5 protein-coding genes are annotated in these 5,948 nt (G+C 59.6%); all 5 read left to right on the top strand.

Annotated features, from left to right (window positions below):
* Positions 1 to 160: 160 nt before the first annotated feature.
* Positions 161 to 961, top strand: coding sequence for a precorrin-4 C(11)-methyltransferase (cobM, locus tag NW815_RS03015; protein WP_414388646.1), 801 nt, complete (start codon positions 161 to 163; stop codon positions 959 to 961).
* A gap of 188 nt (positions 962 to 1,149) precedes the next feature.
* Positions 1,150 to 3,231 carry a tetratricopeptide repeat protein gene (locus NW815_RS03010; RefSeq protein WP_414388648.1) on the top strand — a complete coding sequence of 694 codons (2,082 nt, stop codon included), beginning with the start codon at positions 1,150 to 1,152 and terminating at the stop codon, positions 3,229 to 3,231.
* A 38-nt stretch (positions 3,232 to 3,269) separates the two neighbouring features.
* Entirely contained in the window at positions 3,270 to 4,097 is an 828-nt protein-coding gene (locus NW815_RS03005) for a sulfurtransferase (RefSeq protein WP_414388650.1), read from the top strand.
* Positions 4,094 to 5,272, top strand: coding sequence for an NAD(P)/FAD-dependent oxidoreductase (locus NW815_RS03000; protein ID WP_414388652.1), 1,179 nt, complete (start codon positions 4,094 to 4,096; stop codon positions 5,270 to 5,272). Before NW815_RS03005 ends, NW815_RS03000 begins: the two co-directional genes overlap by 4 nt.
* Before the next feature lie 167 nt (positions 5,273 to 5,439).
* The gene (sufU, locus tag NW815_RS02995) at positions 5,440 to 5,922 is read left to right on the top strand and encodes a Fe-S cluster assembly sulfur transfer protein SufU (RefSeq protein ID WP_011434254.1); all 483 of its coding nucleotides are present in this window, start codon (positions 5,440 to 5,442) and stop codon (positions 5,920 to 5,922) included.
* The last annotated feature ends 26 nt before the right edge of the window (positions 5,923 to 5,948 follow it).

Raw genomic sequence — 5,948 nt, 5'->3', positions numbered from 1 at the left:
GGGATAATAGTCTTTCCGAACGTACCTTAAGATGGGATGCGAGTGCCTGTCGTGATCTTGCATGCTTGAGCCTCCAGATAAGTTCCCTTGGAATCCAGTTTGAAAAGACTTTGGAAAAGGGATCTTCAAAGAGGCCCTTGAAGGGGTAGGAAGCAAGCAAATGCGCGAACCGACGTCGTGGCCTGTCTACATTGTCGGGGCTGGCCCCGGGGATCCGGAGCTGATTACCCTGCGGGGGCAAAGACTGCTGGCGGAAGCCGATGTAGTGTTCTACACAGGTTCTTTGGTGCCAGAGGGAGTGCTGGCCCATTGTCGCCCTGGGGTTGAGGCCATTGACACCCGCTCCTTCACGCTGGAAACGCTGCTGCCGCAAATTGTGGAACGGGTCAAGGCGGGGCGGCGGGTGGTGCGGCTGCAGGATGGGGATCCCTGCCTTTACGGCGCTCTGCACGAGCTGCTGATCCGGCTGGCGGAGGCAGGGATCCCTTTTGAGATCGTGCCGGGAGTAAGCGCCTTTCAATTGGCAGCCGCCCGTTTGCAGGTGGAGTTGACCATACCCAAGTTGGTACAGACGATTATCCTCACCCGCGCCAGCGGTCGCACCCAGGTACCGGAAGCAGAAGCCCTGGCCGGTCTGGCAGCCCACCGCGCCTCTTTGTGTCTATATCTGAGCGCCCGCCACGTAGAACAAGCGCAGGCAGATCTGCTGGCTCACTACCCCGCCGATACCCCGGTTGCCGTTTGTTATCGCTTGGGTTGGCCGGACGAACAGATCTGGCTGGGATCCCTGGCCGAGATGGCCGCCCTCACCCGGCAAGCCGGCTTAGAACGCACAGTGCTCTATCTCGTCAGCCCTGCCTTGAAAGGCTTGTCAAGCTCCAGATCTGCCCGCTCGCGGCTCTACAGCCCTGACCACACCCACCTCTTCCGTCCCAGAATGGGCCGGCAGCCCCGTTTGTAACAGGCTCTTTCAGTATATTGACGGACTCCGGCAGATTGAGCACAATGAGGCAGCAAGATGAGGTCAGAGGCCTGGACTTCTGGCGAGGGGGTACTCGTTTTTGCCGAGAGAAGTGGATCCCTCTTGGATTGGAGTTGTTACAAGACCATTTTTTCACTCTCTAACTTAACTTTGCTAACTCTAACTTTATGGCTGGCTCATCTGCTGCTCGCAGCGTGGAAACCCTGATCAAGGCTCTGCAGAAGGCCCTGGCCCCCCTGCCAACCCGTTCGGCCCTGAAGCAAGATGTCCTTTACCTCATGGTGGATCTCCCACGGCAGGGGATGTTTAGCCGCTCTATGGTGTTGCATCGAGTTGCCAGCCAATTGGGGGGCTTGCCTGTGCAGGGAGTTAGCCAACTGGTGGTGTACGGTCGGCTTCAGGGGGAAACACAGCCGCAGTGGAAAAAAGTCTTCTACTTGTCCTCTGGGGAAAGCAGTGCCGATGCCACGCAGATTGTATTACCGGGCACCAAGATTTCTGAGATCAAGGTGCTGGAGGCCCAAAAACCTGTTGTGGATCCCGACCACAACTCCGATTTTCGCAAAGTTAAAACTCTGGGGGCACCGGTTCCCAAAACTCAGAAAGAGCGCCGGCCAGAACCGGCTTTAAGCCAGCCCTCGGTTGCTCACGCCCCTTCCCAAGACGGGATCCCGACCCCTCTGCCTACAACTGCTCGCCCCAGTTCTCCTATCGACGTTCTGGCCAACTTTCCGACACTTGATCAATGGTTGCACAGGCCTGCTCTAAGGCCCTTCTTGGGGGGAGCTCTGGCTTTGTCTCTCCTGCTGGGGGCTGGGTTGGTGGTGCGCTCTTTTGGGCAAGCCGATGTTCCTGCCCGAGCCAGATCGCTGGGGCTGGGGATCCCGCTGTTGATCTTGGCTGCAGGGGGGGGCTGGCTGGGTTGGCAAGGCCGGCGTGCCATCAACACCTTTGAGCGGGAGGGATCCCAGGATCCCTTTACAGAAGGGCTGTCCTTTTTACAGGCCAATCCAATTCCTGAGGCAGTGGAGCGGTTTCAGGAGGCTGTGCGGCAACAGCCGAATCATGTCGAGGCCCACGTTGAGCTGGCCCATCTGTTGGCGAAAACCAACCGACTGCAGGAGGCATTGAGCCACTACCAACAGGCCAAACGCCTGAACCCGAACTTGAGCGGCATCAACACCCACCTGGTGGAAACCCTGAAGGCCCTGGCGCGGCAGTGGTTGGCCCAGCATCAGCCGGATGAAGTTCTGGCCCACTTACCCGAAGCATTCCCCCTCACCCAGGGATCCGCCCAAGCTGAGATCTATAGCCTGCTCGGCCAAGCCTGGGCAGAGAAGGGCAACTGGGCAGAAGCGTTGGCCCAGCAACAAAAGGCCCTGGGGTTGGATCCCCACTTCAGCGAGGCTCATCTCTGCATTGCTCAAGTTCGCCTCAAGCTGGGGCAATGGGACGAGGCCATCGATTCCTGTTGGGCTGCTTTGGAGTTGAATGATCGCCTGGGCCTGGGCCACGCCGTGATGGGACAAGCGCTGATGCGCAAAGGACAGCTAAAAGCGGCAATCGCAGCCTTCCGAACTGCTCTCAACCTGGATCTCGCTCCTGAGTTGGCAGCCGCTGTGCGGGTGGATCTGGGTTTGGCAATGGTGCATGCAGGCCATCTGGCTCAAGCCAGCCAAGAGTTCAGCCAGGTGGTCTTCAATGGTCAGTTCAAAAGACAGCAGGCTCGCGCCTACTACGGTTTGGGCCTGGTGTTGGCAAGCCAAGAGCAATACAGCGAAGCTGTGAAGAACTACCGGCGGGCTTTGGAGCTGGCCCCCGATCTGCACGCAGCGATGGCCGCCACTGGCCTAGCCTACTTGGGGCCCAAACAACGGGATGCCTCTGGGCGCAAGTTCATCCAGCCCCAACAGTTGCAGCAGGCTATGCAGCAGTTTGAACAGGCCCTCCAAGGAGATTCAGAGTTGCCAGAAGCTCACTTTGGCCTGGGCGAAGTGGCGCGCATCAAGGCGGATCTAACCTCGGCGGAGGCCAGCTATCGACGGGCCATTCGCAGCAATGGCAGCTATGGAGCAGCTCACTATCGTCTGGGATCCATCCTTGCCCGCCAAGGCAAGCTGGAGCAGGCCATTGAACACTTTCGCTCGGCTTTGGAAATCGCTCCCAACTTCTCCGAAGCCAGAGTGAGCCTGCAACGGCTTCTCTCCAAACAGATGGAAGAGGCCCATACCGGCCTACTCGTCCCGTAAGGTGGGATAGGATCTTCCAGTTAAGGTTCTCTCAACCCATGACACCAACGCCAGGTTGGGTGGTCAGCCCTGCAACCGCCATCCAGCTCATCCAACAAGGGGCAACGCTTCTGGATGCACGCAGTGCGGAATTGCAAGCCGACGGGATCCTGAAGGGTTCAATTCCGGTGAACTGGACGGAGTTTACTCAACCAGAGGCTGCCAACAGCGGCAAGCTGTTGGCAGATGATGACCTTCTCACCGAAAAGCTGCAGGGCCTTGGCGTGTTTCAGGGACGTCCGGTGGTGGTGGTGGCCGATCCGCTGCGGGGCTGGGGAGAAGATGGCTGGATCGTTTGGATGTTGCGCAGCTTGGGTCATCCCCAGGCGGTCATGGTGGACGGGGGCTATCCGGCCCTAGTGAATGAGGGAGTGCCGACCACAGCCCGACAAAGCGCCGACGAACTGCAACGGGGCGATTTTGTGGTGCAGCGAACCGACCGGTGGGAGATCGACCGGGACACTCTGCAGGCCAGCCTTGGCTCCGACCGTGTGGCCATCCTCGACAGTCGCGAAGCCCAAGAATACAAGGGAGCCACCCCCTATGGTGAGGCGCGCGGTGGACACATCCCCGGCGCTGTGCATCTCTACTACAAGGAGCTGATGGATGCGGCGGGATCCCTATTGCCGCCCGCTGCAATTCACGCCCGCCTGCAAAAAGCCGGGATCCCTCCGGAAGCCGAGATCATTGCCTACTGCACAGCTGGGGTTCGCTCCGCTTGGGTCACGGTGGTTTTAACCCACGTGGGCCGGCAGGCCAAAAGCTATTCCGGTTCCATCCTGGAATGGGCGGCTGGGGATCCCCAGCGGTTCCCGCTCCAGCCATGAGGGGATCCCTGCCCACTGTGATCTTGGCCGGATGTGGCTATGGAGCCATCGACGCCTTGCGGGCGCTCAAAGGGCAGGCACGGGTGATCGCCATCAACCCCTATCCCTACAGTGTCAATTCGGGCATGTCCACACGGCTGCTGAGCGGTCGGTTTTCTCTAGAGCTGGTGCGGATCCCTTTGCTGGAGCATATTCAAGCCAACGGCGCCCAGTTTTTGCCGGGGCGAGTCACCCACATCCAACCCGAAGCTCGAACCCTGACCCTGGAGAGTGAAGCCGGGATCCAAACTCTTGCCTACGACTATCTGTTGGTGAATGTGGGCCGGGAGTTGCGCCCCATCGATGGGATCCAACATGCCTTTACCATTCGACCGGCAGAACAATTGGTGGCCGCCCGAACTTGGATCCGGCAGTGCTGGCAACGGGCAGCCCAGGGGGATCCGACGCCGGGTCTGTTGACCTTTGTGGTGGCAGGGGGAGGCTGTACCGGCACAGAGCTGATGGGGGAACTCTACGATCTTTGCCGGGAAATGAGCGCAGAAACAGGGATCCCCTTGGCTCAAGCCCGGCTGATCTTGATCCATCGCCAGGCCCATCTGGTCGAGGGCTTCTCGGAACCCTTCCGCCGGGCGGTGGAAAGGGAAATCCGCCGTCTGGGGGTGGAAATCTGGGCCGGATGTCAGGTGAAAGCCTTTGGGCCGGAGCACGTGTGGCTCTCGGATGGCACCGAGTTGATAGCTCAGACCCGCCTGTGGGCAGGTGGCTTCCAGGTGCCGAGCTGGTTGAGCACCTGCGGCTTGCCAACAGGGCCGACGGGAGCCCTGCTCGTGGACAAATACCTGCGGGTGCAAGGCTCAGAGCACATCTTGGCGGTGGGGGACTGCGCTGACTTTGTTTGGGGATCCCGCCTCTTGCCCAAGATCGGCGTGTACGCGGTGCGCCAGGGGCCAATTGCAGCCCAAAACCTGCTGCGGCTCATCCGCGGCCAACCTCTGATCCCCTACCGACCGCAGGCCACGGTTTTTGTTTGTGTAACGGTGGGGAACCGCGTTGCCGTTGCCGAGAAAGGCAGGCTGGTCTGGCGCGGCTATTCAGCCACGGTGCTGAAGAACTTTTTTGATTGGCTGTACATGCGCAAACTTAAGCCCCTGCGCTGGCAGGAATTTTTCTACTGACTCAAGCTCTACCAAGAACGGGGTTAAGATCAAAACCAGATGGGCCAGGTCGGGCTCGCTTCCCAAATCCTGAATATCTGAGAACTATGGCTATTCCCGGCGGCAATGGGCTATGAGCGGATCGACTTTTGCCGACCGGCCAGAGCAGCGACCAACCAGGAGCAACAATGCCTCTAGATAACCTGCGCGGACTCTATCAGCAAGTCATTCTGGAGCGGTACAAAAAGCCCCACAACTTCGGCAGAGTGGATCCCGTCCACCGCCACCAACGTGGCCATAACCCCTCCTGTGGCGACACCATCGACCTCACCTTACAACTGGATCCCAGCCAGGAGCGGATTGTCGATATCAAATTCGAGGGGGCAGGCTGTGCCATTGCCCTGGCTTCTGCCGATCTCATGGCGGATGCGGTGCGGGGGCGCACCATCCCCGAAGCTCTGCAGTTGGTGGAGCGCTTCCAAGCCATGATGCGCGGTGGCGAAGAGTTCCCGCGGGAGCAACGGGCTTTGAACGCCATGAAAGGGGTAGCCCAATTTCCAGTGCGCATCAAATGCGCCAACCTGGCCTGGCATGCGCTCAAATACGCGCTGGAATCGCCCGAACCCCAGGCCAATGGGTCGGCCTTTGTGAGCAACGAAAACACCGACTGACCAAAAGGCGCGGCAAGCCCCGTCCT

The organism is Synechococcus sp. R6-7, assembly GCF_047461695.1.
Lineage (GTDB): Bacteria > Cyanobacteriota > Cyanobacteriia > Thermostichales > Thermostichaceae > Thermostichus.
This window is presented reverse-complemented; position numbering and strand designations above follow the sequence as displayed.